Source organism: Pseudohongiella acticola, from assembly GCF_001758195.1.
In the GTDB taxonomy this organism is placed as follows: Bacteria; Pseudomonadota; Gammaproteobacteria; order Pseudomonadales; family Pseudohongiellaceae; genus Pseudohongiella; species Pseudohongiella acticola.
On record NZ_MASR01000003.1, the window covers coordinates 63,854 to 89,063 of the forward strand.

General features: G+C 55.8%; 21 protein-coding genes. 8 read left to right on the top strand and 13 right to left on the bottom strand.

What is annotated here, in order from left to right; translation table 11 throughout:
• Positions 1–8: 8 nt before the first annotated feature.
• The 4 genes from PHACT_RS14500 to PHACT_RS14515 form a co-directional block, all read right to left on the bottom strand.
• Positions 9–263: a DUF1244 domain-containing protein gene (locus tag PHACT_RS14500; protein WP_070119216.1), complete on the bottom strand. Its 255-nt coding sequence runs from the start codon at positions 261–263 to the stop codon at positions 9–11.
• Positions 264–368: 105 nt separating this feature from the next.
• Positions 369–788 carry a ribosome hibernation-promoting factor, HPF/YfiA family gene (gene hpf, locus PHACT_RS14505; protein WP_070119007.1) on the bottom strand — a complete coding sequence of 140 codons (420 nt, stop codon included), beginning with the start codon at positions 786–788 and terminating at the stop codon, positions 369–371.
• A 151-nt stretch (positions 789–939) separates the two neighbouring features.
• Positions 940–1,995 carry a lytic murein transglycosylase gene (locus PHACT_RS14510; protein ID WP_083264684.1) on the bottom strand — a complete coding sequence of 352 codons (1,056 nt, stop codon included), beginning with the start codon at positions 1,993–1,995 and terminating at the stop codon, positions 940–942.
• 210 nt (positions 1,996–2,205) lie between these two features.
• Positions 2,206–2,763, bottom strand: a complete 558-nt coding sequence (locus tag PHACT_RS14515; RefSeq protein WP_083264685.1) for a M15 family metallopeptidase — start codon at positions 2,761–2,763, stop codon at positions 2,206–2,208.
• Between the two features lie 125 nt (positions 2,764–2,888).
• On the opposite strand from PHACT_RS14515, the gene PHACT_RS14520 reads away from it, so the two are divergent.
• Positions 2,889–4,817 carry a beta-ketoacyl synthase gene (locus PHACT_RS14520; protein WP_070119009.1) on the top strand — a complete coding sequence of 643 codons (1,929 nt, stop codon included), beginning with the start codon at positions 2,889–2,891 and terminating at the stop codon, positions 4,815–4,817.
• A gap of 7 nt (positions 4,818–4,824) precedes the next feature.
• Here the strand turns inward: PHACT_RS14520 and PHACT_RS14525 are convergent, their stop codons facing one another.
• The 5 genes from PHACT_RS14525 to PHACT_RS14545 form a co-directional block, all read right to left on the bottom strand.
• Positions 4,825–5,337 carry a periplasmic heavy metal sensor gene (locus PHACT_RS14525; protein ID WP_070119010.1) on the bottom strand — a complete coding sequence of 171 codons (513 nt, stop codon included), beginning with the start codon at positions 5,335–5,337 and terminating at the stop codon, positions 4,825–4,827.
• Positions 5,337–5,807 carry a hypothetical protein gene (locus tag PHACT_RS14530; protein WP_070119011.1) on the bottom strand — a complete coding sequence of 157 codons (471 nt, stop codon included), beginning with the start codon at positions 5,805–5,807 and terminating at the stop codon, positions 5,337–5,339. Before PHACT_RS14530 ends, PHACT_RS14525 begins: the two co-directional genes overlap by 1 nt.
• Positions 5,804–6,388 carry a sigma-70 family RNA polymerase sigma factor gene (locus PHACT_RS14535; RefSeq protein ID WP_245730820.1) on the bottom strand — a complete coding sequence of 195 codons (585 nt, stop codon included), beginning with the start codon at positions 6,386–6,388 and terminating at the stop codon, positions 5,804–5,806. Before PHACT_RS14535 ends, PHACT_RS14530 begins: the two co-directional genes overlap by 4 nt.
• Positions 6,389–6,519: 131 nt before the next feature.
• Complete coding sequence (locus tag PHACT_RS14540) at positions 6,520–6,894, bottom strand: hypothetical protein (RefSeq protein WP_070119013.1); 375 nt, start codon at positions 6,892–6,894, stop codon at positions 6,520–6,522.
• Between the two features lie 110 nt (positions 6,895–7,004).
• Positions 7,005–8,534 (bottom strand): fumarate hydratase, encoded by a 1,530-nt coding sequence (locus PHACT_RS14545; RefSeq protein WP_070119014.1) that lies wholly within the window; start codon positions 8,532–8,534, stop codon positions 7,005–7,007.
• A gap of 161 nt (positions 8,535–8,695) precedes the next feature.
• Between PHACT_RS14545 and PHACT_RS14550 the strand changes: the two genes are divergently transcribed.
• The gene (locus tag PHACT_RS14550) at positions 8,696–12,094 is read left to right on the top strand and encodes a PAS domain-containing hybrid sensor histidine kinase/response regulator (RefSeq protein WP_070119015.1); all 3,399 of its coding nucleotides are present in this window, start codon (positions 8,696–8,698) and stop codon (positions 12,092–12,094) included.
• On the opposite strand, the gene PHACT_RS14555 is transcribed toward PHACT_RS14550, so the two are convergent.
• Together PHACT_RS14555 and PHACT_RS14560 are read right to left on the bottom strand one after the other, a co-directional pair.
• Positions 12,071–12,808, bottom strand: coding sequence for a response regulator transcription factor (locus tag PHACT_RS14555; RefSeq protein ID WP_317622293.1), 738 nt, complete (start codon positions 12,806–12,808; stop codon positions 12,071–12,073). The two genes, PHACT_RS14550 and PHACT_RS14555, sit on opposite strands and share 24 nt — an antisense overlap.
• 133 nt (positions 12,809–12,941) lie before the next feature.
• Positions 12,942–15,242: a TonB-dependent receptor gene (locus PHACT_RS14560; protein ID WP_070119016.1), complete on the bottom strand. Its 2,301-nt coding sequence runs from the start codon at positions 15,240–15,242 to the stop codon at positions 12,942–12,944.
• 148 nt (positions 15,243–15,390) lie between these two features.
• Between PHACT_RS14560 and PHACT_RS14565 the strand changes: the two genes are divergently transcribed.
• The 4 genes from PHACT_RS14565 to PHACT_RS14580 all read left to right on the top strand — a co-directional run bounded on the left by PHACT_RS14565 (position 15,391) and on the right by PHACT_RS14580 (position 20,511).
• A complete protein-coding gene (locus PHACT_RS14565) occupies positions 15,391–16,695 on the top strand; it encodes a GntP family permease (protein WP_317622294.1) in 1,305 nt (434 codons plus the stop codon).
• Between the two features lie 51 nt (positions 16,696–16,746).
• The gene (locus PHACT_RS14570) at positions 16,747–18,366 is read left to right on the top strand and encodes a long-chain fatty acid--CoA ligase (protein ID WP_070119017.1); all 1,620 of its coding nucleotides are present in this window, start codon (positions 16,747–16,749) and stop codon (positions 18,364–18,366) included.
• A gap of 86 nt (positions 18,367–18,452) precedes the next feature.
• On the top strand, positions 18,453–19,658 hold the full coding sequence (locus PHACT_RS14575; RefSeq protein WP_083264686.1) for an E22 family MetX-like putative esterase: 1,206 nt from the start codon (positions 18,453–18,455) through the stop codon (positions 19,656–19,658).
• An 85-nt stretch (positions 19,659–19,743) separates the two neighbouring features.
• Positions 19,744–20,511 carry an enoyl-CoA hydratase gene (locus PHACT_RS14580; protein ID WP_070119018.1) on the top strand — a complete coding sequence of 256 codons (768 nt, stop codon included), beginning with the start codon at positions 19,744–19,746 and terminating at the stop codon, positions 20,509–20,511.
• Here PHACT_RS14580 and PHACT_RS14585 read toward each other — a convergent pair.
• Together PHACT_RS14585 and PHACT_RS14590 are read right to left on the bottom strand one after the other, a co-directional pair.
• Complete coding sequence (locus PHACT_RS14585; protein ID WP_083264687.1) at positions 20,478–21,278, bottom strand: J domain-containing protein; 801 nt, start codon at positions 21,276–21,278, stop codon at positions 20,478–20,480. The genes PHACT_RS14580 and PHACT_RS14585 overlap by 34 nt on opposite strands.
• A complete protein-coding gene (locus PHACT_RS14590; protein WP_070119019.1) occupies positions 21,256–22,008 on the bottom strand; it encodes a hypothetical protein in 753 nt (250 codons plus the stop codon). The genes PHACT_RS14585 and PHACT_RS14590 overlap by 23 nt, the downstream gene beginning before the upstream one ends.
• Before the next feature lie 299 nt (positions 22,009–22,307).
• Between PHACT_RS14590 and PHACT_RS14595 the strand changes: the two genes are divergently transcribed.
• Positions 22,308–22,766 (top strand): (2Fe-2S)-binding protein, encoded by a 459-nt coding sequence (locus PHACT_RS14595; RefSeq protein WP_245730821.1) that lies wholly within the window; start codon positions 22,308–22,310, stop codon positions 22,764–22,766.
• Positions 22,763–25,204 carry a xanthine dehydrogenase family protein molybdopterin-binding subunit gene (locus tag PHACT_RS14600; RefSeq protein WP_070119021.1) on the top strand — a complete coding sequence of 814 codons (2,442 nt, stop codon included), beginning with the start codon at positions 22,763–22,765 and terminating at the stop codon, positions 25,202–25,204. The genes PHACT_RS14595 and PHACT_RS14600 overlap by 4 nt, the downstream gene beginning before the upstream one ends.
• Positions 25,205–25,210: the final 6 nt, after the last annotated feature.

The window sequence follows — 25,210 nt, forward strand, 5'->3', positions numbered from 1 at the left end:
TGCAGGCATCAGTCCAATGGCGACTGATACTTTTGCTTCCACTCGGCATAGGGCATGCCGTAAATTCGTTCACGGGCCTGATCATAATCGATATTCAGATTCTGTGACTGTGCTTCAGCGGCATACCACTTCGCCAGACAGTTGCGACAGAAGCCGGCAAGATTCATCAGGTCTATATTCTGTACCTGCTTGTTTTCGTCAAGGTGCTTCAGCAGGCGACGGAAAGCGGCTGCATCGAGTTCAAGCGACTGCTGAGCGGACAATTGTTCATTATCGGACATGCGTTAGGTTAACTCCTGTTAGTCGTGTTGGCCTGGCAGCGGGTCATGATTCCCCGCCGCCAGGCCAATCAACCGTGCTGCTGCGAATCAGCCGACAGCACTGTTGTATTCGGGAAGGTCGTCCTCGTCCACGATACCATCCATACCATCGTCAACAGCATCGGGATTTTTGTGAATGGCCTGTTTGCGGTGTTTTTTGTCGACCGATTTCAACTGGCGTTCGGCTGCATTAAAGGCGTCCCGAATCGCAACATACAAATCTTCGTGAGCATGATTATCATGCTGTTCCTGAGTCACCACGACCTCTTTATTCGGCGTATGTAACTCAAGCGTGACAGAATAAACTTTACCTTTGTGGTGGTTGTTATGAGGCGAGTCCAGCACAACACGACCTCCGATAATATCGCCATTGTATCGGCGCAATTTCTCGACTCGTTTATTGACGCTGTCGGTCAAGGCATCGGATTGGTCAATGTTGTGAAAAACAATCTGAAATTCATTGGACATAATAAATTGTCTCCTGATTTGCTTTGCTCATCTGTCATGGGATTTTAAATTCTCGATTGGCTTGTCTATCCTCCTCGCCCTGATTGGGCTTTCTTTTGTTGAAGACCGGGCTTTCTCAAATACCGGTCTGTGTATAGCCACCAGTCTTTATCTAGTAGCTGTCCGCCAGTTTTGCAACTGCGAGGGCATAATTATTGGCGCAGTTGTAGCTAAGAATGGCGCGGAAATTCGGGTAGGTCATGAAGGCGCTGCCATCTTCACCGTCGGGAAGCACAATTGAACCTGGGAAATCTGCCTGCGGCAGATCGGCACCGTCGGCTGTACGCACACCCGCCACTTGCCAGTCGGCCAGTGAGCGCTGCACGGTATGACGACGCAACACGCTGCAGGAGAAACTGGCATCACCCTGACTCCACTGCCCTGCACGCTCGTGATAGTCGTCCGGCAATGTGACTTCACGCCCCCAGCGCTGACCGGGCTGCCAGCCGCGCTGGCTCAGGTAATTGGCAATCGAGGCGAACACATCAGCCTCGCTGGTCCAGATATTTCGGCGCCCATCGTTATCATGGTCAACTGCGTAGTTAACGAAGCTACTGGGCATGAACTGACTCTGGCCCATGGCACCGGCCCATGATCCTTTCATGTCTGCGTGATCAATGTGTCCCTGTTGCAAAATCTGCAACGCTGCCAGTAGTTCCCGGCGAAAGTAATCGGCTCTGCGTGGATCATAGGCAAGTGTCACCAGTGCCCGCACAACATCGGTGCCGCCAGTGAAGTTGCCGTAGTTGGTTTCGATGCCCCAGATGGCAACAATGAAACGCGCCGGCACACCATATTTCGCCGCCACATCTGCCAGCACATCGGCATGCTGCGCCATGCGCTCACGTCCAGTCTGAATGCGCCAGTCAGTGACGCGTTTGGCCAGGTATTCATCGAGGGTTTCGACAAATTCCGCCTGATTGCGGTCGTTGCTGACGACCTGGGGGATTGGCGTAACAGGCACCAGCGCCTGTTCAATGATGGCTTCATCGATGCCGAGCTCACGGGCTTCTGCGATAAGCGATTGCAGCCACGGCTGGAAGTCCGGGTCTGGCGGGTTGTCAGATGACGTCTGTGCGTGTGCAATTGTGTTCAGATACAACACTGCAGCCAGCGAAAAAAAAACCAGATACTTACTTACTACTACAGCACCCAACGCCTTCATCATGCAATGACAACTCCTGTTCTGACGCAGCCCACCCGTGACACCGGCGGGACTGATACAGGCAAGTACACGTGTGCTCTGTGTCTCTCCGGAACGCTTTGGCGTCAGCCCGGAGAGGGCGGCTTATGACTTGCCTTTAACTTCAGACTACTCCTTTGCTCTGGCTTTATGCAAGAGAAATGACACGATTGTCACATTCGCCAGCGCCGATAATTAGTCGCCCCGAAAGCACCAGTGCCAGGGCTCATAGGTGATAGCCGACACACTGTCTCTAGGGTAAGACAACACAAATCCGAATTCGTCCGCATTATCGCTCAGCCAGGCGAATGCCGCAGTCAGCTCAAACGTTGTTTCCAGTGGAGGGTCGCCGGGCGTGGCAATATCCAGCGCCCTCCCGGTATGATGTTCACTGTAACCCGGAGCTGCATTGACGCGCAGAATATCCTCAAGTGTGCGACCGCCGTCCAGTTTGCGACGAATGACGTCGGCCTGATAGGCGGCGCCGCGATAGGCCGACACCAACAGGAGGGTGATGCCGTCGCTGGCGGCTCGATCTCGCATGCCCTGCCAGGCCAGCATCGTGGACGGGGTCATCTGTTGCGGTCTGTCGAACATATCCGGCCCGGCGTCAACCAGCCGCTCAGGCTCCTGCTGCAGCGGCAGGCCGATTCGGTCGTTGTAGTCGTCTGCGATACCAAGCGCTTGATGCAGAGACCTGATCTGCAAAGCGTACGCCGGATCAACAACCCCCTTTTTTGTCCTTATACCCATATCAAATGACCATATAGCCCTATTTTTTCGCCACACTCTTTGGTTATAGTATCTCAAACGAATGCTCCGTACAGGATCCGTACGCGCAGCAGGCTCTCATCAGCAGTCAACAAGGAGATTTCGGCATGGCAGGACTACCGGTTATTATCGGTTTTGGCGGCATCAATCCTGCCGGGCGCAGCTCCCTGCACCACGGTTATCGTCGGCTGGTTCTGGACCAGCTCGCCACTGCAGACGCCATGCAGACACGGGCCAGCCTTGCCGGGCTGATGGGACTGCTGCAGCACAAGAATGGAAAATGGCTAGACGCTGACGGTAACCCGATCGAGCTACACTCATATCTGCAACGTATTGACCCGGTTCTCAAGGCCGGAACGCTGATACGAAAGCTTGAAAAAAATCTTTTTGATCCGGACCAGTTGCTATTTCACAAGCGCGCCACCTTACATGCTGACAGTGAACAACCGGTCACCTTTTTGATCAAGCGCCAGCAGTTACCTGATCAAATCCCGCTGGGGTGGCTGCTCAGTGACGCCGGCAATGGTCAGGTGCGCGTGGAAGTGCCAATCTCCCTGAATGTGCTGACAGAGAATTTCCGGCGCTCGCCAGTCAATTCCGCTGGTCAGTTGCCCAGTGGCTTCGACCCAAAAGACCTGTATCAATCCCGCAATCACCCACGCGGATTGCAGATGACAGTTTTCGGTGCCAGTGATGCCATCCAGTCCATGGGCATTGAGTGGCAGACCGTGCTACAGCATGTGCCGGCAGATCAGATCAGCGTCTATGCCGGCAGCAGCATGAGCCAGCTGGATTACGAAGGCAATGGCGGCTTGCTGCAGGCCAGACTGCTGGGGAAAAAGGTGTCATCCAAACAACTGGCGTTAGGATTTGCTGAAATGCCGGCTGACTTTATCAATGCCTATGTGCTTGGCAATTTAGGGACAACCGGCACCAATGCGGCCGCTTGCGCCACCTTCCTGTATAACCTTCGCCAGGGCATGCGCGATATTCGCAGCGGCAGTCACCGGCTGGTTATTGTCGGCACCTCGGAAGCACCGTTAACGCCTGAGGTGATGGACGGCTACACCACCATGGGGGCGCTGGTTGATGATGCCGCCCTACTCGCTCTGGATAAACACAAGGGACTCAGTGAACCCGATCACCGGCGCGCCTGTCGGCCCTTTGGCGACAACGCAGGATTTACGCTGGGTGAATCTGCGCAATTCGTAATTTTGTGCGACGATACGCTGGCACTGGAGATGGGCGCCAATATTCACGGTGCCATCAACGATGTGTTTGTTAATGCTGATGGCTACAAAAAATCCATTTCCAGCCCGGGAGTGGGAAACTACATCACCATGGCCAAAGCAATGGCCGCGACGCAGCAGGTCATCGGCGACAAGGGCCTGCAGCAACGCAGCTATGTGCAGGCGCATGGCACCGGCACACCTCAGAACAGAACCACCGAATCTCACATATTCAGTACCCTGGCAAAAACCTGGGGCATCGAAAACTGGCCAGTGACGGCGCTCAAAACCTATTTCGGACATTCGCTGGCGTCAGCGTCTGCCGACCAGCTGGTCAACAGTCTGGGGGTTTGGCGCTACGGTATCATTCCGGGCATCGCCGGCACCGAATCGATTGCTGCTGATGTGCACCAGGACAAGCTGGATTTTCTGCTGCAACACAAGGAAGTGGGCCGAGATGGTATCGACGCGGTTCTGCTCAATGCCAAAGGGTTCGGTGGCAACAATGCCACCGCATCGGTACTGGCGCCACATGTCACTCTGGAAATGCTAACCCGACGCCACGGCGCAGCGGCGATGAAAACCTGGCAGGATCGAAACCAGCATGTGCAGGAGCGCGCCACCAGCTACGATGAAGCTGCACGTCGCGGCGACGCGGAAATCATCTACCGTTTTGACCATAACGTTCTGGATGCTACCGGCCTCACCATCAGTCGCGACCGGATGCAGGTGAAAGGTCACCCCAACCCTATCTCACTGCAGACTGAGTCCACCTATAACGACATGCTTGATAGCGGCAGAGACTGACGTCTGTCTAGTTCGGCTCGCCGTTGCGCGCATCATCATCTCTCCGCCGGTCATCCCCCGAACGACGGCCCCCACCGTCCTCGGTCGGGTTGCGGCGCCCAGACAGGAAACGCAACACCCGGCTGCGTTGCTCCGGTGCCAGTTGCCGGAGCACCGCCAACGTCTGCTCATGCGACACCCGCTGATAACGCAGATTGATTTGCCGCAACTCCTCAAAGGCCACCTGTATCGCCTCATCATCCAACGGATCCTGGGCCAGCAATCTGTTCACCTCTCTCTGAGCACGAAACATCTGCCCCCGCATTGGCCTGATTGATTCACCGTAGCGTTGCAATTGTGGTCGCAATGAGTCCTGCATCTGTGGCTCAAGGCCTCGCAGGATCCAGCCCAGACTTGGCGGTGTAGATTCTCTGTCGCTACGATCCAACAACCGGGCCCCGATCGTGCCAATAAAAAACAGGTTCAGTGCTATCGATACCAGCAGCACCCAGAGCATCGCCCGCTTTCTGGTCATAACCATCACAATATCTCCGCGTAGTCGCTGAGCGAAATAAGATACAACTCCTGTTCTACCGTTGTTGCATACACATCCGGCGACAACTCGACCTGAAACCCGACCATCAGGCCTATTGCCAGCGGCAGGCTGGCAGCGGCCAGCGGACGCCACAATTGCCGCACATCAAATCCCGACGCAGGCAGACACCAGCCGACCAGGCGATCAATAAAAGCGCTCGCACCGACAGGCAAAGCACGCTGCAGTATTCTCGCTTCCAGACCAGAGAAGGCCGGCACCGAAGCCTCTGATGCCCGCATCCACTGATCCAGTGGCAATGCGTCCCGCATCATGCCCCGAGCGTTGACGTTGTTATCCATAAATGCCAACGCTGCGCTGCGTTCGGCTTCCGGCCAACGCGTTGCGTCAGCGCCGTACGCTGCCAACAACTCGGCGAAACGTTGCTCAGTCAAGGTATTGTTGGTGTCATCGCTCATGACTTTTCTCCGGTGACGGCGGATTGCTGGCTGGCAGATTGCCAATAATTTTTCAGACTGCGCCGCGCACGGGCGAGCAAGGATTCCAGAGCATCAATGCTCACCGCCAGAATGTCTGCCACTTCCCTGTTTGACAGGCCCTGATAATGGGTCAGCAACAGTGCACTGCGTTGACGTTCCGGCAACTTTCCAAGTGCTGCCTGCAACATAATATGATCCGCCTCTGTTGCCATTGATTCCTCTGCAGTCGGTTGCGTATCGACAAGGTCCTCTTCCAATCCGGCGTCCTGGGAAATTCTGTGTTTACGCAAAAAATCGATACAGAGGTTATGAGCGATTCTGTGCAACCAGGTTGAAAGCGCAGCCTTGCCAGGCTGCCAACGCGCCGCCTGGGTCCATAAACGCAAGAATGTCTCCTGCGCAATATCTTCTGCCTCGTTCTCATTGCCCAGCATGCGGTAGGCATACAGGGCGACAGGCCGGCCATGCCGTCTGACCATGTCAGCATAGACGCGCTGATCACCGGCCACAATGGCCGCCATGACTTCCTCGTCTGTCAGCATTCTGTGCCCATCAACCATCGCTCCTGTTTCTGCGTTGGCGCAGGACCTGTGACAGTCGGCCGCGCCATCACTTTCGAGAATCGCAGTTCGCATCGTTAATTACTCAAATCAGAATTGCGCGTGGTCACAGATAGCGTTCACGCGCAATTCTAATCAAGATCCTGACCACCATTTTGAGCGCGGCGTTCGCGCATCTGCTCACGCATTTCTTCACGCTGTTCCGGTGTCATGTTCTGCATGCGTTCACGCATCTGCTCGCGCTGTTCTGGCGACACCTGTCCCAACCGTTCACCGCGTGGCCTGCCCGCGCCATTAGCCGGTCCACGGCCCGGACCGCGCATCTGCTGAAATTCCGCCAGCGACAACACGCCATCCGTATTACTGTCGAGTTGACTGAAATGTTGAGCAAGCTGCTCTTCGCGCTGCTGATTTGCGTCGCTACTGTCATCGTTCTGACTGTATGCCGCCGCAGACAGACCGATTCCTAAAATACAGGCGCCGAGCAGGGAATTGAAAGTTGCCATTTGGTACACTCCGAATTTAATTGATTCGAAGCCTTATACGGCGCCCGTGACCATTTCCGTCGCTGGTCGCCGTAAACTATTCACTTAAAGCGCCTACAGTCAGCTGCCAGTTAGCTAACGGTCACCGGCTTTGCTTCGGCAATACGCGCCTGCCACTCCGCAGGCCCGGTGCGGTGCACGGACGTGCCATTAACATCAACCGCCACTGTAACCGGCATGTCCTCTACCACAAACTCGTGAATCGCCTCCATGCCCAGGTCTTCAAACGCCACAATTCTGGAATTGCGAATCGCTTTTGATACCAGATAGGCGGCGCCGCCAACGGCCATCAGATAAACCGCTTTGTGTTTCTGGATAGCATCTATGGCAACCTGCCCTCGTTCGGCCTTGCCTATCATGCCCAGCAGTCCGGTTTTTGCCAGAATGGTCTCGGTAAACTTGTCCATGCGGGTGGCAGTGGTCGGTCCGGCAGGCCCAATGACTTCATCGCGCACGGCATCCACCGGCCCCACGTAGTAAATGAACTTTCCTTTCAGGTCCACCCCGTCAGGCAGAGACTCACCTCGATTGAACATTTCCACCAGCCGCTTGTGGGCCGCATCGCGACCCGTCAGCATTTTGCCCGATAACAACAGGGTTTCACCCGGTTCCCAGCTCTCTATATCCGCCTGCGTCACGGTATCCAGATTTACCCGACGTGCGGTGGGACCGGCATCCCAGGTGATCTGTGGCCAGTCTTCCAGTCTGGGCGGTGTCAGGTGTGCTGGCCCCTCACCATTGAGTACAAAATGTGCATGCCGGGTGGCCGCGCAATTCGGGATCATGGCTACCGGCAGTGACGCTGCATGAGTTGGATAATCCTTGATCTTGATATCCAGCACAGTGGTCAGCCCCCCCAGCCCCTGCGCTCCAATACCCAGCGCATTAACCTTGTCCATGATCTCCAGCCGTAACTCTTCCACCCGGTTCTGCGGACCTCGCGCACGCAATTCGTGAATATCGACCGGATCCATCAATGACTCTTTTGCCATCACTGCGGCTTTCTCCGCGGTGCCACCGATGCCAATACCCAGCATACCTGGCGGACACCAGCCAGCACCCATGGTGGGCACTGTTTTGAGCACCCAGTCGACAATGCTGTCACTGGGGTTGAGCATGGCCATTTTTGACTTGTTTTCGGAACCACCCCCTTTGGCAGCCACCGTCACATCAAGGGTATCGCCCGGCACCACCTCCATATGGATGACGGCAGGCGTGTTATCTTTGGTATTGCGTCGGGCCCCGGCGGGATCAGCCAGAATGGAGGCGCGCAGCACATTATCGGGATGCAAATAGGCCTGTCGTACCCCTTCGTTTATCATGTCGGCCACACTCATGGTGGCATCTCCCCACTGCACATTCATGCCGACCTTGACGAATACCGTGACAATGCCAGTGTCCTGACAAATTGGGCGCTTGCCTTCTGCGCACAAGCGGGAATTGATCAGTATCTGTGCCATGGCATCTTTGGCCGCCTGCGACTGCTCGCGCTCATAAGCCTCATTGACGGCTTTAATGAAGTCCAGGGGATGATAATAGGAGATGTACTGCAGCGCATCGGCTACACTCTGGATCAGATCGTCTTGTTTGATGACAGTCATTGGCTGGTTCCCGATTAACCAGTGCAGTCAGTGCACGGGTCCTAAAGGTTCACGAACTCACTTTAGGTCAGAGTTCGTTTGGTCAAGGTTCGTTGGTTCAAGATTAAAAACGGCGTAAATTCTACCATAAAGGCGCCCTGGTTGAGGCCCGGAAACTCCGCATGTTACCCATTTATGTTGTCTTGATAGCGGCTTTTGCCTACCTGGCATTGTTGTTCACGATTGCCTCTCGTGGCGAGCGTAGCAGCAAAACCGGGCCGCGTCCCTGGCGCTATACACTGGCGCTGGGCGTCCACTGCACGACATGGGCATTCTACGGCACCGTCACTCAGGCCGCACAGTATGGCTGGTGGTTCGCACCAACCTACCTGGGCGGTATTTGCATCTTCCTGTTTGCGCATCAGTTTCAGATGAAAATGCTGAATCTGGTAAAAGAGCAGAACCTGACATCGATCGCCGACCTGATCGGTTCACGTTACGGCAAGTCTCACGGCCTGGCGGCGTTTGTGGCCATCATCTGCCTCATCGCCCTGGTGCCTTATATCTCCCTGCAGTTGCGGGCTGTGGCAGCCAGCTTCGCCGCTGTCACCGGTCTTGAGGCCAGCGCTGCCCCCTGGTTTCTGGATCTGGCTGCGGCCGTAGGCCTGGCCATGATCGGGTTTTCCATCCTGTTTGGCGCTCGCCGCCTGAGTCTGGCCGAACAACATCCTGGGCTGATGGACGTGGTCGCTTTTGAGTCAATCGTAAAACTGGTCGCCTTCGGTATCGTCGGCATATTCGTCACATACCAGCTTTTTGACGGCATCAATGACCTGGTCCTGTCAGCCGCTGCCAGTGAACCGGCCCGCCAATTGCTGCAACCTAACGCCAATGGTGTGTACATCTACGTTACTCACATGGTACTGGGCGCATTGGCAATGTTCGTGCTACCCCGACAATTTCAGGTCAATTTTATTGAGAACACAAGTCCTGAGGAACTGAGAAAAGCCCGCTGGGCATTTCCGCTGTACCTGTTCGCCATTAATTTTTTCATTCTGCCCATCGCCCTGGCGGGCGTCATTCTGGCCCCCGAGGCCCGCATGAGTGACACGTTTCTTCTAACTCTGCCTATCCTGGCCGAACGTCCGGATATTAGTCTGATTGCCTTTATCGGCGGCCTGTCTACGTCGACAAGCATGGTCATCATGGCAACGCTGGCACTGGGCATTATGATGTCGAACGATGTCATTACACCGTTATGGCTCCGCGCACGAAGCAGTGGCAACCTGATTTCGAATCTGACACCACAGGGCGTACTGCTGACCCGTCGCCTTACCATGGTGGTCATTGTGGTACTCGCCTATGTCTATCACAAGTTTACCGAAAGCGGATTGCCCCTGGTGAGCAACGGTCTCATTGCCATGTCATTGTTATCACAACTGGCACCTTCCATGTTCGGAGGCCTGTTGTGGGCCCGCGCCAACCGCGCCGGCGCCACCGCCGGCATGATACTGGGAACAGCCGTATGGGCGACCATGCTTTTGCTGCCTTCATTAAGCCCAAGCCAGCCACTGACTGACAAAGCAATCAGTGACGGTGTGGTGTTGAGCCTGAGCACCAATATACTGATCTATATACTGGTGTCTCTCATCAGCCGACAGGGTCCCGCCGATAGCCAACAGGGTTTGAGATTCGTGCGTCCCGGGCACAAGTCGACGGTGATGACAACAGAACAGGGGGTCGAGCATCGACAACAGGTGACCTGGGGCCGCCTGCGCTCAGTGTTGTCCCGTTTCATGGACCCCCAGGACGCGGCCGGGCTGAATAAACGCCTGGGTCTGAGTATTGCTGATGTCCCTGAGCAGCGACTGGTGCATCCGATGCTGCTGATCCGCCTGGAGCGCGAACTGGCCGGCGCCATCGGCAGCTCGGCCAGCCGTCTGTTGATTGGAAGCCTGGCCAGGTCATCGCCAGTGGCAGTTGACGAAGTGGTGGATTGGGCATCAGAGGCGTCACAACTTTATCGCTTTAACCGGGAGTTACTGCAATCGTCCGTGGAGAACATCCCGCAGGGAATCAGTGTCATTGATAGTGAGCTCAGACTGGTTGCCTGGAACCGGCGTTATCTGGAAATTTTTGCCTATCCGGAAGGGTTGATCCGTGCCGGCATCGCGGTAGAAGAAATACTGCGTTTTAATGCCCGCCGGGGATTGCTGGGCCGCCCCGATGCTGATGTGGAAAATGAAGTTAAAAAGCGTCTGGATTATTTGCGCAGCGGCAGCCGATACCGATACCAGCGTCAGCAGGCCTCCGGACAGGTTATCGAGTTACAGGGCAATCCGATGCCGGATGGTGGTTTTGTCACTACGTACACCGATATCAGTGAACTGGTCACGACTCAGAACGAGTTGCAGCAGATTAACGCTGAGCTGGAAGCGCGCGTGGAAGATCGTACCGAAGCCCTGTCAGCAGCCAAGCTGGCCGCAGAGCACGCTCATCAGAGCAAATCAAAATTCTTTGCGGCAGCCGGCCATGACCTGATGCAGCCACTCAACGCGGCCAGCCTGTTCTGCGAAATGCTGTTAAAACGACTAAAGAGCGATGACAACAGTCTTGCCATGCAGATTCAGCAGTCCCTGCAAAACGCCGAAGAATTGCTCACCATGCTGCTGGAAATGACAAAACTTGAGTCCGGCAACCTGCAACCACACGCTAAAGATGTTCCCTTGTGGGACATACTCGCGCCGCTAAACTCGTCGTTCACATTGCTCGCGCAGGAGAAAGGACTCGAACTGCGCATGTTGCCGACACAGGTTGTGGTCACTACCGATCAAAAAATTCTGCAACGAATTCTGCAGAACCTGCTCAGCAATGCCGTCCGGTACACCCACCAGGGCAAAATTCTGTGTGGCATCCGACGCAAGCAGGGTAACTTCATCGAACTGCAGATATGGGACACCGGGCGCGGCATACCGGCAGAAAAATTTAATGAAATTTTCATGGAGTTCAAACAACTCGATCAGCATGATCATAACCCCGGGCTCGGCCTGGGCCTGGCGATCGTTGATCGCATGTGCCGTCTGCTCAATATTCCCATTCACCTGCAGTCACAGCTTGAACGCGGCACCTGTTTCAGCCTCACGCTACCTGTCAGCGCCTGGCGCAGCCCGGCTCTGACCCGAAAGCGGCCACTCAGCGACACGATGCCCTGGTCTCTACCGGAAAATACACATGTATTGCTCCTGGATGATGACCCAACCATACGCGAAGCACTGTCCTCACTGCTACGAGAATGGGGCGCCGTTGTCAGCGCCTGCAGCACAATCAGAGAAGCCCTGCAGATTGACCGGCGACCTGATTTACTGCTGATCGATTACCACCTGACAGACCAACAGGTAGGTACTGATGCCATTACCCGGATCAGATCACACTGGCATCGCGATATCCCGGCTATTCTGAGCACGGCAGATCCCAACGAAACCATTCGGGAACAGGTGGTCGAAGTGGATGCTTATTTCCTGCCCAAACCGGTGAAGCAGGCTGCGCTGAAACGCCTGCTAAAGAGTATTGGCTTCGGCTAGTGCGTCGTCACTGTCGGCCCGGAGCATGTCATGAAAAAGTACACCTGCCTGGGTTCTGTTGATGACGCCCAGCTTTCTGAGTATGGCAGAGACATGCTGCTTGATGGTGGTTTCCTGCACATCCAGCTCGTAGGCTATCTGTTTATTCAACAATCCGTCGGCAATGCAGCGCAACACCTTGAACTGCTGAGGCGTCAGTTGGCTTAATTTACGGGCAAAATCCTGATGCAGGGCATTCTTCTGTTCCATCACCGTGCTCTGCAGATGTGCAGGCAGCCAGTTGTCACCGCCCAGCACTGTCTCCACGGCGCTAACGATATCCGGCATGGGCGCCGACTTGGGCACGTAGGCGCTGGCACCAAAACTCATCGCACGTTCGACCACATCCAGTTGCTCGTTAGCCGAGACAATCACGACCAGCACATCGGGGAACTGATTGCGTATGGCGGTCAGACCCGTCAAGCCCTGGTTGCCCGGCATATTGAGGTCCAGAAAGACCAGCTCGATCTGCGGCTGCTGAACCAACAGTTGCAGCAGGCCGTCTAACGTTTCCGCTTCCAGCACCTCTCCGTTCAACGTGGTCGCCAGTGCGTGCTGCAAGGCAGCGCGAAACAGGGGGTGATCATCGGCGATAACAACATTGGCCAGCGTCGTGCTGGCAACAGGTGAGGGGCTTTGGGTCATGGCAACACCGGCGTCTGACTGAAAGAGCATGGATTCTTAACCTAATACAAGCCGATAAAAAATGCCACCATCACAGCAGCGATGGTGGCACAAGGTCATGGAGACGAAATTCGTCGACCCAACACCCGCCGCTGCTCGGAGAGATCGCGGCGGGGCACCCGGATTATCGGCCGAAGCGATAACCCAGAGACAGGCTGACGGTACGCGGCGCACCGTAGTAACCGATCAACGTGGTATCACCACCCAGCCCCGGCGCATAGCCATTAGGCAATGACGGATCCGCCGCACCCAGGAAGGCATAGTTGCCGACCAGGAACTCCTCATCGGTCAGGTTCTTGCCATGCAGACCTAGCGACAGCTTGCCATCCGCACTGGTCCAGCTGACACCCAGATTAACGATGCCGTAACCTTCCTGCTCCAGCACGTTGCCCAGCTCAGTCAGACTGTACTCGCTTCGGTAACTGTAATTGCCGGTGAATACGATATCACCCGTTGACACTGGCATGTCATAGTTGAAGCCCAGATTGATGGTCTGTTCCGGCGTATTGGTGATGACAAAATCATCGGTAATGTCGATCCTGTTCAGGTCAGCGTCAAAACTGAAAACATTGCTGAAATCAGCATCAATCAGACCCACATTACCAAACAGGCTCAGGTTGTCGCCGGCAATCCAGGTGAATTCGAATTCCAGACCTTTGGCCTCGGATTGACCTACGTTACCCAAGCGTTGATTCAGCGCTGCATTATCGTCAGGGTCAGGAATCACCGAGATATATTGACGGTCTTTGTGATCCAGCATGAAGGCCGCTGCGTTAAGCCGGAACGTCGACGTCAGGTCGGTCTTGATACCTATCTCGTAGGACTCCACATCTTCCGGATTGGCCGCTGGTTCCGCCGTGGTAGCCCGGGGATTGAAAGTCCCGGACTTGAAACCTTCACTGTAGCTGGCGTAGACCATGGTGTCGGCAGTGGCCTGATATTCAACACTGACGCGTGGCGTTACCTTCGACCAGTCGGCGCTGTCATCCAGGACCACCGGGGTGGCTGGTGCACTGCGCACATAACCGGGCAGCCAGCCTGATTCCGGATACACAGTGTCAAAGATCAGACCATTACGCACCACTGAGTCTTTCTCATCTTTGGTATAACGGATACCACCACTGATACTCCACTGGTCATTGAATCGGTAGGTACCGTCAGCATACACCGCCGTGCTTTTGCTGTTGCTGCAGCCCGATACTTCGCGCGTCAGGCCCGCTGCACCCAGCGACTTACCCAACTCTTCCAGTATCGCATCAAACACACCACAGGACTCGGAGTCAAAATAGTACAGGCCTGACACGACATTGAAGTTGCCGGCGCGATAGCTCAGCTGCAACTCCTGGGTAAACCATTCGTCTTCGTAGATCGCCGGGACGTCAAAAATACGCAACGGTGTGTTATCAAAATCGATGTTCACTGGAGAATAGTTCTCTCGCCGTGACGTAATCGATTTCAGTGTCGTGGAATTGTTGACATCCCACTGCACTGTCAGATTCATGCCTTCCGTTTCCACTCTGTTCTCGGTTGGCAGACTGGTGTAGGAATCGTAGATACTGTCGGGCACCGGCGCCGTATTGGTCAGCAGACTGGGCAGCAAACGATAACCGCCTTTGGAATTGGAGGTATCTTCGGTTTTGTCATAGCCAAACTGGACAAACACATTGTCGGTCGGCGTGTACTCAGCCGTGATGCGGTATGCCTGCAGGTCCTTGTTGTAATTCTCCAGGTCCTGGCCGGGCAGGTCACTGATCAGAAATTTGCCAAAACCATCACGCGTCAGATTGGCATAACCAAAACCAAGATAAAAATCGTCCGTTACCGGCACCTGACCGACCAGCTTGAGGTCTCGTTGCCCGTGAGTACCGGCAGTCACCGTGGTAGCAAGTTCCGCCTCACCAGTCATGCGCTGAGTGACATATTTCAGGGCGCCGCCCACGGTGTTCTTGCCATACAGGGTGCCCTGCGGACCGCGCAGAACTTCCACACGCTGGATGTTCAGAATATCCAGTACAGCACCTTGAGGACGGGCAATATAGACATCATCAACATAGATGCCGACACCGGATTCGTAGCCCCAAAGTGGATCTTCCTGACCCACACCACGAATGAATGCGGTCAACGTCGAGTTGGTGGCACGGCTTTCCTGCAGCGTCGTGTTAGGTGAAAATTGCTGCACCTCAAGAATGGTCTCAAGACCCCGGTCCGATATATCGTCGGCACCCAGCGAAGTGACGGCCAATGGCACCTGTTGCATGTTCTCCACCGTGCGGCGAGCAGTGACTTCAATGCTTTCCAGAATGCGACCTTCCGGCTGCCGAGCGTCCGGCATTGTGTCCTGTGCCAGTGCCGGGAATGCAAAACCGCCCATGGCCACCGACACTGCCATAGCGCAGCTTGAATATTTGAATTTGCTGTGTTTCATTGGACGAGCTCCCCGTGGAATTTTTATTAGTCGGCAGCCACCATACTCCAACTTCAGACGATTGTGACCTGTACCATAGTACTATGGGTTGCGCCCCGCCATTCGTGAACAATAGCCCCACCAAGAATAATGAGTCACAGAGGGCGTCATGTCAGATATTGTCAGTTTAGTTGGCCTGGTTGGCGGCCTTGCATTGCTTATCGTGTTAACACTGCGTGGCTGGAACCTGTTTATCAGTGCTCCCCTTTGCGCCCTCGTGGTGGCATTGACCAGCGGCATACCAATTTTTGTCGCCGAACAGAATTTTATACAAAGCTACATGTCCGGATTCACGGGTTTTATTGCTTCCTGGTTCTTCATGTTTTTGCTGGGCTCAATCTTCGGCAAGTTCATGGAAGATACCGGTGCCGCAGACAGCGTCGCTGGCTGGATAACCGGGAAACTTGGCAAACAGCGCGCGGTACTGGCTGTGGTCATCGCCTGCGCAGTACTCACCTACGGCGGCGTCAGCCTGTTTGTTGTGGCATTTGCTGTCTACCCGATGGCGCTCAGCCTGTTCAAGGAAGCCAATCTGCCACGCCGCTTTATCCCGGCTGCACTGGCGTTCGGTTCGGTCACGTTTACTATGACGTCAGCCGGATCGCCCGAAATTCAGAACTGGATTCCCATGGAGTATCTGGGTACCACACCTTATGCCGCCTGGGAGGTCAGTCTGGTGGTTGCCATCTTCATGGCGGTATTTGGCTACTGGTGGCTGCAACGCATCATTGGCGCAGCCATTCGCCGTGGCGAGAGTTTTCAGGTCAGGGACAATGATCCCCAGCTGCTGGAGCGCCAGCTACCCCACCCTGTTACCGGCATGCTTCCCCTTATCGTCGTTCTGTCTCTTTCGTTCTTTTATCATGATTCACTGCAACAGAACGCCCTGATTGTGGCACTGCTTGGCGGTGTGCTGACCCTGATGTTAATCAACTGGAACTATTTTACAGATATTCAGGTCGCCCTCGGGCACGCCACCACCGGCGCGCTGATCGCCATTGGCAATACTGCTGCAGTGGTAGGCTTTGGCGGCGTCGCACGCATCACGCCTGCTTTTGACATGGCAGTATTGGCAGTGACATCACTGCCCGGCAACGAACTGGTCGGTGCAGCGGTTGCCGTCAGCGCAATTGCCGGCCTGACCGGATCCGCCTCCGGCGGCCAGGTCATAGCATTGCCTGCGGTGGCGCCCCACTACCTCGATCTGGGCGTGAACCCGGAGCAAATGCATCGTGTTGTGTCGATTTCCTCAGGTGCGCTGGATTCGTTGCCCCACAATGGTTATGTGGTCACCACTATTCGTGGCATCTGTAACGAGTCACACAAAGATGCTTACTGGGCCGTCGGCGCTGTGACGGTGGTGGTGCCGCTAATGGGCCTGTCACTGGCATTGTTGCTGTTTAATTTATTTTGAGTTTAATACCTGGGTTTAATACCTGAGTCTGAATTTCCGCAGGAGACGTTAATGTTAGGCAACATGATGGACACACAGCTATTGATCATTGACCTGTTGCGTCACGCCTGCAAGCGTCATCCGTTGCAGGAAGTTGTGTCGCGCCGCGAAGAAGGCGATATCCATCGCTGCAATTACCAGGAGATCTGGCAGCGCAGCAGTCAACTGGCACACGCACTCGATGCACTGGGTGTGAAAGCCGGTGATTGCATCGCCACCCTGGCATGGAACACACACCGTCACATGGAGCTGTACTACGGTGTGTCAGGTATCGGCGCCGTTCTGCACACGGTGAATCCACGCCTGTTCAGCGAACAGATTGAATACATCATCAATCACGCCCAGGATCATTACGTTTTTGTCGACCTTTCTTTCGTCGAACTGCTGGCGCCGTTGCAGAACAAACTGGGCAGCGTAAAAGGGTTTATTGTCATGACAGACCGGGCGCATATGCCCGAGACCTCACTGGCACCGCTGTACTGTTTTGAAGAGCTGCTGGCACAGCACCCGGATGAATATGACTGGCCCCGTCTCGATGAAAACAGCGCCGCCGCCCTTTGCTACACCTCAGGCACCACCGGTAACCCCAAAGGCGTTCTGTATTCACACCGCGCCATGGTTCTGCACGCCCAGGCGACCGCTTCGCGTGAGCTGCTGGACCTTACTACCGATACCGTATTGATGCCCATGGTAACGATGTACCATGCCGGTGCCTGGGGTGCGCCCTATGCCGCGCCGCTGGCCGGTTGCAAGCTGGTTCTGCCCGGTGCCGGCATGGATGGCGCCAGCATGTCAGACCTGATCAACGATGAACGCGTAACCGTGGGGCTGGGTGTGCCCACCATCTGGCTGACCCTGCATAACTACTGGGCTGACAACAAAATCCGCGACACCACACTTGAACGTGTCTGCGTGGGTGGCGCAGCCTCGCCTCTGGGCATGGTGAAACTGTATCAGGAACGATACGGTATTTATTGGCAGCCAATCTGGGGAATGACCGAAACCGGCCCGCTGGCAACGTCCCTGCCGCCGACGCCCGGTATCATGGCCTTGCCGCTCGCCGAACGCTATCAACTGCAAACCTCAGCCGGGCGTGCCGCATTTGGCGTCGAGCTGGGCCTGTTTGCAGCCGACAATCAGCGAGTCTGCCACGACGGAACATCGCGAGGAGAACTACGCGTACGCGGACCCTGGATCAGCTCACAATATTACCGCAACGAAGACCTCAGCGCGTTCCCGGACGGCTGGCTGGGCACTGGTGACATCGCTGTCATTGATGCAGACGGCAACCTGCGTGTTGTTGACCGAAAAAAGGATGTGATAAAAAGCGGTGGCGAGTGGATCTGCTCTGTCGAAATAGAAAACATTGTCAGCCAGCACCCTGGCGTGAACGAATGCACGGTCATTGCTGCCCGGCATAAAAAATGGGACGAACGGCCCGTACTGATTATCGTACCCAACAAGAACGTCACTGTATCGCATGAGGAAATTGTGGCCTTCCTTGCTGGGAAAATTGCACGCTGGTGGACGCCGGACCGGACTGTTATTGTTGCCGAACTGCCCAAGACCGGGACCGGAAAAGTACTTAAAAATGAATTGCGTGAGCTCTATGGCAATGTCCTCGTATCATGAGCCCGGACCGGTCCGTTGCTGCATGCTCGATTTTAGTTGGCAGCTGACCACTTTTAATTGCAACGACTGACACAAGGAGTCCGATTATGCCGGGCATTAAACACCATGCGATCCTGATGCTGCTTGCATTCATGCTGGGCACTGGTACGTCGGCAGTGATGGCGCAGGCGCCGAACGACCTGGTTGAAAAACAGATTTTCACGACTCACGATTTTGCCACCTATAATGGCCAGCAGATTGCCGAGGTCAATGTCGGCTGGGAAGCCTACGGTGAGCTCAATGCGGCCAAAGACAACGTCATTCTGATTACGCATTTTTTTTCTGGCAACAGCCATGCGGCCGGTCGTTATACTGCCGGTGATGCGCTTCCCGGGTACTGGGATGCGATCATCGGCCCAGGCAAAGCGATCGACACCAACCTTTATTACGTGGTCAGTTCCGACACCCTGGTTAATCAGGAACCCTACAACCCTAGGGTGACCACAACCGGCCCGGCGACCATCAACCCGGCCACCGGCAAACCTTACGCACTGGACTTTCCCGTAGTCACCATTCGCGATTTTGTGAATGTCCAGAAAGCACTGCTCGACAGCCTCGGCATCGAGAAGCTGCACGCCGTTGTAGGCGCGTCCATGGGTTCATTGCAGGCGCTGGACTGGGCGGCGGCCTATCCAGATTTTGTTGAGCGGGTGATTTCCGTCATTGGCGCCGGCGCTGTTGACCCCTGGACCATCGCCACTCTGCAACAGTGGGCCAACCCGATCATTGCCGACCCGAACTGGAATGAGGGCAACTATTATGACGCCGACGCACCGACAGAGGGTCTGCGCCAGGCGCTGGGCATGGTGACCCTGCAGGCCATGCACCCACAGATGTTTAATCAGCTCTATGCCAACAGTTCAGCCCGCGAAACCGCGCCCCTGCACAACATCCGGGAGAATTTTTCTGTCGTTAATCAACTGAATGCAGCGGCAGCCGCCCGCACCGCCAATGCTGATGCCAACCACCTGCTGTATCTGGTGCGCGCCAATCAACTGTTCATGGCGGGATTTGCTGAAGACCTGGAAACCGGACTGCGACCGGTGACGGCCAGGACCCTGTTCCTGCCCGCCAGCAATGACCTGCTGCTGCAGCCTTACCTGGCGCAGGAGGCCTACAACACCCTCCGCGAACTGGGCAAAGACACCTACTACGAAGAAATCGAAGGTCCGTGGGGACATCTGGATGGCGTCTACATGCTGGAACAGAAAGCCGCGCTGATTCGTGATTTTCTGGCCACAACAGGGCAATAACTGAAGCCATTCAGGATACCTACCCAAGAGACAGGTGTTGCTCTACAATCGGGGACAAATTCAACCACCAATACGAGCCCACGACATGATTTCTTCATCAGACCCGCACATCAGCTACCAGAACTCCCACGGCGTTCTGGTGCTCCAGATCAACCGCCCCGACAAAAAGAATGCATTGACCCAGACCATGTACGCAGCGCTGGCGCAAGGTATCGTTGCGGCAGACAAAGATGATGACATCAAGGTCATCCTGATTCGCGGCACTGAGGAGTGTTTTACCAGCGGGAACGACGTTAACGATTTTGTCAAAGCCCCGGATATGGGCACCGAGCGCCCGTCAGTGCAGTTCATGAAGGCCATTGGTCATGCCCGTAAACCGGTCATTGCGGCCGTGGGCGGTCTCGCCATTGGTATTGGCACCACCATGCTGCTGCACTGTGACCTGGTGTATGCCGCGGAAGAGTCTTTCATGCAGCTGCCGTTTACCCGCCTGGGCCTCTGTCCTGAAGCCGGTTCCAGCCTGCTGTTACAGCAGATAGTCGGTCACCAGCGCGCCAGCGAGTTATTGCTGCTGGGCGAGCGTTTTTCGGCACAGAAGGCGAGAGAGTACGGTATCGTCAATGAAGTATTGCCTGCCGCCGGTTATCTGGAACACGCCATGAACAAGGCTCATGAGCTGGCGAGGTTACCTGCTGATGCGGTGCAGACCTCCAAAGCACTGATCAAACGCAATCAGGCAAAACCGCTGGATGACATCATCACCACTGAACTGGAAGAGTTCGCCCGCTTGTTGCAGTCTCCCGATGCGCAGGCAGTCTTTCAGGCATTTCTTAACAAGAAGTCCCGCGCCTGATTGATGCGCTGTGCCAGGTAATCCGACCCACCACGATCCGGGTGCATCTTCTGCATCAGACGGCGGTGTGCGGCGGTGATGTCTTCACGCGAGGCATCACCGCCAAGGCCCAGTATTTCCAGTGCCAACGCTTCTGTCATCAGCGAATCATTGCCGCCTGAGCGCGAACGCCCGGAGCCCTCGGTATCGACGTCGGCCTCGGCATGCGCTCGCCAGTCAGGGAACATGCGATCCAGGTAGGCTTCCAGTAACTGGATCGAATCTGCGTCCTGCCGGCACTCGCGGGCCAGAATCAGCAGCTCATCCAGCGACATGTCTGATAAGCGCGTACCGGCGAATTGACCATCCTGCACTTCACCGTCCATGGCACCAGTACTGTGCGTCAACTCCATTGCCAGCCAGCTGGTTTTGATGGCCGAGACACCGGGGCCGGCCGAACCGCCCTGAGATGACGACTGCGATTGATACTTGGGGCGCAGCATGGGCAGGATGCGCATCAGCCAGTGGCCATTGCGCAGCAGAAAGGTCAGCAGAAACAGAAAAGGTGCCGCCAGCGCCTGAAGCGGAAGACGCCCCATGACAATCAGTACCAGAATTATCAGCAGCGCTGCCGCCATTCCTGCCAGCCACTTGAACTGGCGAGCCGACAGCGAGTAACGCTGACTGATGCGTCGCAGCCCCCAGTAGGCCAGCACAGCCAGTAGCAGTGGTGCCAACAAACGAATAAGAATCAATGCATTATCCTCAGCGCGAGAGTTGGTGGCCAAGCAGTTTTACTGCCGGATGCGCCTTTTTACTGAAGTCCTGCAGGGCTTTGAGGCCACCGCTGGCGTAAACCGCTACCGCCTTGAGCAGGTCTCTTAATTGCCCTGCACTGCTATTGTCGAACGGTGAGTAGGCACCGCCAGAAAGTCGGGCCATCTCAACAAAACAGCGTCGCGCCGTGGGGTCAGTACCTTCCTGAAACATGAACAAGGGCACATTGAGCAGCCCCAGCTCGCCGGCACGCTGGCACAGAAGGTCCAGGCTCTCCTCCATGCAATCACCTATATAGACCACCGCATGCACCCTGGACTGTCGCGTTTCCGCCTTGACGTGATCCAGCAGCTGCTCAATTTTGGTCATGCCGGCATGACAGCGAATGCCTGTCATCGTGTTCAGCAAAGGCGTGCTTTCCAGATACCATTCACTGGCATAAAAATCCGCGACTCCGCGGAAATAACAAAGCTGGACTTGCAGACCGCCCAATGCCTGCGCGCTGTTGAACATATCAGCCTGCAATTGCATGGCCTGATCCCAGGTAGCTTCACGACTTCCGGTGGCATCCAGGGCAAACACCAGACGTCCAGCCGCGTTGCCGGGCTGAACGGGCGGCATGGCTGCCACTTTCTGCAAAAATGCATCAATTTCCGGTCGAGCGCTCACCGCTCTGGCGTCAGAGTCAGGCTTTTCGTCGGATTTGTGTCCTGTGCGAAACAGTTTTTTGATATCTTTCATAATGACGTTGATTGTAGCTGAATCAGAACTAATTGTGACATTTCACTTTTTGAACTTGAACAAATGGCAAATGCGGCCTACCCTTAGCGCTTGGAAGATAACTTACGACAGTACCAACAGTACTGCTTACCTCCATCAGTCACCAATAATAAGTGGAGATCCTACCCGTGACCCCTAAACTCACACGCAGACGATTCATTAAAAGCGTGATATTTTTCGGAGCAGCCGCATCCAGCGGTGCCGGATTCTATCTCGCAACAGCGGCGGCCCAACGGCCGGCCGGGGGCGTGGAGCGCCTTGTGTCGCTTAACGTCAACGGGCGCACGCGCCGAGTGGACGTAACGCCACAGGAAACGCTGGCTCACACCCTGCGCTACAAACTCGGCCTGACCGGCACCAAAATTGGTTGTAACCGGGGTGAGTGCGGCGCCTGCACCGTGACCGTGGACGATGTCACCAACTATGCCTGCTCAACGCTGACACACTCAGTGAAGGGACGCCAGGTGGTTACGGTAGAAGGCCTGCGCGCCGCCGACGGCACTTTGCACGCGGTCCAGCAAGCGTTCATCGACGAACTCAGCCCACAGTGCGGTTTCTGTACGCCCGGCCAGATCATGTCTGCCGTTGCGCTGCTGAAGACCAACCCACAGCCTACCCGCGAAGAAGCGCGCCAGGCGCTGTCTGGCAACCTGTGTCGTTGTGGTGCTTATGATCACTATCTGAATGGCGTGATGCGCGCCTCGGGGCAATTGTCATGACATATAAACATATTGGTAAGAACTTCACGCCACCGGATATCGAAGCGAAAGTAACTGGTGCCGCCCGTTATGCGGAAGACTTCAAACGCGAAGGCATGGTGTTTGCGCGGCTGCTGACCAGCCCCCTGCCGGCCGGCCGTATTGTCAATATTGACTACTCTGAAGCGCTGGCAATGGAAGGTGTGGTCGGTATTCTGACCACAGAAGACCTGCCACAGCCTGCACCACCAGCCAATCCGTCGCTGGCATCGGACATCATTACCTACGTTGGCCAGCCTATTCTGGCCATTGCTGCGGTAACTGAAGAGATTGCCGAAAACGCTATTGAAAAAGTCCGCATTGATTTCGAGCGCCGCCCCTTTGTGGTGGATCCGCTGGATACCCTGGTGGAAGGCGGAGCCAACCCATACCCCTCGGGCAACACGCTGGTGCGTAACGCCGGTGATGCGGCTGCGGGCACCACCGCATCAGGAACCGATGTAGGCGAAGTCAAATGGTCACGCGATGCCATGAACGCGTTCCGCGCTGGCCGTGTGCCGGAAGGCGCCAATTTCCCGGAAGAATGGGCGTTTGGTGAACTTGATGCAGAATTCGCCCAATGCACCACAATCATTGAAGAGCCGTTTGTGACCATCGGTCAGCCTCACCATGCGCTGGAGCCACGTACTGGCATGGCGTACTGGGAAAACGGTCGCTGCTTCTTCCACGGATCCCTGCAAAGCCATACCATTGCAGTGGCTCCGCTGGCCGGCATGCTGGGCATCGACCCTGCCAACCTGGTGTTTATCAATGAAAACACAGGTGGTGGTTTCGGCGGCAAGATCTTCCCGTATCCGACCATGGCCGTCACCGGTCATCTGGCGCGCAAACTGAATCGTCCGGTACAGCTGCGTATCACCCGTGAGGAAGAGTTCTACATCGGGTCTGCCCGCTCCGGCATGCAGGGCCGCATGAAACTGGGTCTGAAGCCCAACGGTGACGTCGGCGCAGTCGATGTCATCATCGTCGGTGATGCCGGCTCAGGTGGCGGCGCCAGCAACAGTTCAGCAGCCGAGCACATTTCTTTGATGCTGCAGCCGGCGGCCATGCGCTTCCGCGGTGTGACCCTGTACACGAACACGACGCCTCGTGGCGCCCAGCGTGGCCCGGGTCAAAATGAAATGGCGGCCGTATTGGCACCCATTTTTGACAAGGCCATTCGTCAGGCTGGTCTCGACCGCATGACCGTGCGCCGTCAAAACGCACCGGTCAGCGAAGACAAAATCGGACCCCGTCGCAGCGACCTGACCAGTGCCTACTTCCCGCAGGCCATTCAGATGGGCGCGGACATGTTCAACTGGGATGAGCGTCAGGCACGCTCCGGCCAGCGTAACGGCAACAAGGTAACCGGTATCGGTCTGGGCATGGGTTATCACTCTGCCGGCGCCAGCGGCTACGATGGTCTGTGCCGAATCGGCACCGATGGCAAGCTGTATCTGCATACCGGTGTTGGTAACCTGGGCACGTACTCATATGCATCGGTTGTGCGTACCGCTGCCGAAGTGTTGAAAGTGGACTGGGACAACTGCGAAATCGTTCGCGGCAACACCGATCTTCACCTGCCTTACAGCACTTATCAGGCGGGCAGCAACACCATGTTCACGGAAATACGCACTAACTTTGTTGCTGCACAGGATGCCTTGCGCAAGCTCAAAGATATTGCTGCCGCCGATCTGGGTGGTGTTGCCGACGATTACGACATCGACGGTGCACGGGTTTTCCTGACCAGCAATTCGGAACAGGGCATGACCTATGCGGAAGCCGCACAACGGGCTGTTGCCATGGGTGGTGAATACAGCGGTGAGACTTTCCCCGATGAGCTGAATGATGTTACCAAGCGCTCTGTTCAGGGCCTGGCTGGGACCGGCCTGATCGGTGTTGCCAAGGACAGCCGTCACTCGGGTACTGTGCCATCCATGACCATCGGTTTCATGGAAATCGAACTGGACCTGGGCACCGGCAAGTATGACATTATTGATTACACCGCTGTTGCCGACTGCGGCACCATCATTCACCCGCTGGGTTTCAGCCAGAGCATGAATGGCGGCGGTGTCTGGGGTGTGGGTCTGTCAGGTTACGAGCGTCATGTCTATGACCCTCAGAATGGTCTGTCTGCCAACGTTGGGCTGTACCAGGCGAAAGTCCCGACCTATCTGGATGTTGCACAGACCAATAATACAGCCGGTCTTAATATCGCAGATCCGCAAAGCCCGATGGGCTCACGCGGCGTCGGCGAACCCTCCCAGGGTTGCGCGGCAGCGGCACTTTCCAGCGCCATCTCCGACGCACTCGGTGGTCACTTGTTCAATCGCGCACCAGTTACATCGGACATGATCATCAATCATGTGGCGCAACTGGACCATTTCAACACCGGCGACATGAAAACGAACACATTCTGAGGTATA

Bases quoted from the DNA above. Each gene is read 5' to 3' on its own strand.
- hpf (WP_070119007.1), bottom strand. From the start codon at position 788: ATGTCCAATGAATTTCAGATTGTTTTTCACAACATTGACCAATCCGAT.
- PHACT_RS14510 (WP_083264684.1), bottom strand. From the start codon at position 1,995: ATGATGAAGGCGTTGGGTGCTGTAGTAGTAAGTAAGTATCTGGTTTTT.
- PHACT_RS14515 (WP_083264685.1), bottom strand. From the start codon at position 2,763: ATGGGTATAAGGACAAAAAAGGGGGTTGTTGATCCGGCGTACGCTTTG.
- PHACT_RS14520 (WP_070119009.1), top strand. From the start codon at position 2,889: ATGGCAGGACTACCGGTTATTATCGGTTTTGGCGGCATCAATCCTGCC.
- PHACT_RS14525 (WP_070119010.1), bottom strand. From the start codon at position 5,337: ATGGTTATGACCAGAAAGCGGGCGATGCTCTGGGTGCTGCTGGTATCG.
- PHACT_RS14530 (WP_070119011.1), bottom strand. From the start codon at position 5,807: ATGAGCGATGACACCAACAATACCTTGACTGAGCAACGTTTCGCCGAG.
- PHACT_RS14535 (WP_245730820.1), bottom strand. From the start codon at position 6,388: ATGGTTGATGGGCACAGAATGCTGACAGACGAGGAAGTCATGGCGGCC.
- PHACT_RS14540 (WP_070119013.1), bottom strand. From the start codon at position 6,894: ATGGCAACTTTCAATTCCCTGCTCGGCGCCTGTATTTTAGGAATCGGT.
- PHACT_RS14545 (WP_070119014.1), bottom strand. From the start codon at position 8,534: ATGACTGTCATCAAACAAGACGATCTGATCCAGAGTGTAGCCGATGCG.
- PHACT_RS14550 (WP_070119015.1), top strand. From the start codon at position 8,696: ATGTTACCCATTTATGTTGTCTTGATAGCGGCTTTTGCCTACCTGGCA.
- PHACT_RS14555 (WP_317622293.1), bottom strand. From the start codon at position 12,808: ATGCTCTTTCAGTCAGACGCCGGTGTTGCCATGACCCAAAGCCCCTCA.
- PHACT_RS14560 (WP_070119016.1), bottom strand. From the start codon at position 15,242: ATGAAACACAGCAAATTCAAATATTCAAGCTGCGCTATGGCAGTGTCG.
- PHACT_RS14565 (WP_317622294.1), top strand. From the start codon at position 15,391: ATGTCAGATATTGTCAGTTTAGTTGGCCTGGTTGGCGGCCTTGCATTG.
- PHACT_RS14570 (WP_070119017.1), top strand. From the start codon at position 16,747: ATGTTAGGCAACATGATGGACACACAGCTATTGATCATTGACCTGTTG.
- PHACT_RS14575 (WP_083264686.1), top strand. From the start codon at position 18,453: ATGCCGGGCATTAAACACCATGCGATCCTGATGCTGCTTGCATTCATG.
- PHACT_RS14580 (WP_070119018.1), top strand. From the start codon at position 19,744: ATGATTTCTTCATCAGACCCGCACATCAGCTACCAGAACTCCCACGGC.
- PHACT_RS14590 (WP_070119019.1), bottom strand. From the start codon at position 22,008: ATGAAAGATATCAAAAAACTGTTTCGCACAGGACACAAATCCGACGAA.
- PHACT_RS14600 (WP_070119021.1), top strand. From the start codon at position 22,763: ATGACATATAAACATATTGGTAAGAACTTCACGCCACCGGATATCGAA.